The following is a 531-nucleotide window of genomic DNA, read 5'->3' as shown; positions in this document are numbered from 1 at the left end:
AATAACACATAGTCAGCTAGAACGCCATTTGCGAGGGCTTGCTGGACAAGTTGCAATGAAACGAGGTTCATTTTTTGCTGTGCTTGGCGACGTCTCCGGCCAGCAATTGTTCGTTGATCGGTTGTTTTAGCTGATTTTCCAAGGACGTTTTGTGGCTTCTTGGAAGACATTAATGCAAAGTTGATCGGTAAGAATGTATTTGCGTCACTCCAACCCAAAGTTAAAGCCCGGTATCCCTTAATATATAACTGTTTGTCATGGTCAAAGACTCGCGCTAGTAATTCGGTTTGGGTGGCGTACTCACGGGAAAAGAGTGTATCGTCAATGATCAATGCTAACCGCCGCCGGCGGTCAATAAACGGTCGTAAATGCTTGATTAAATGACTCCCAACTTGACAAATCAAGCGTTGCCAATTGATCCGGCCATCGTTCAAATTATTTCTGACGGTGCAACTGGTAAAGTTAGGTGTTTCATGGGCTCGATAAAGCGAGCGTCCCAGGAACTTTGTCGTGAGCAGCCATTCAATGACC

General features: G+C 45.4%; 1 protein-coding gene. It reads right to left on the bottom strand.

The features are described 5' to 3' along the window. Positions 1-531: transposase (locus LPKJCM_RS12075; RefSeq protein WP_165758619.1), on the bottom strand; the 531-nt coding region annotated here is incomplete at both ends.

It is taken from the genome of Lentilactobacillus parakefiri, assembly GCF_002157585.1.
GTDB classification, from domain to species: domain Bacteria; phylum Bacillota; class Bacilli; order Lactobacillales; family Lactobacillaceae; genus Lentilactobacillus; species Lentilactobacillus parakefiri.
Note: the sequence above shows the minus strand (reverse complement) of the source record. Positions and strands in the feature narration are given on the sequence as shown.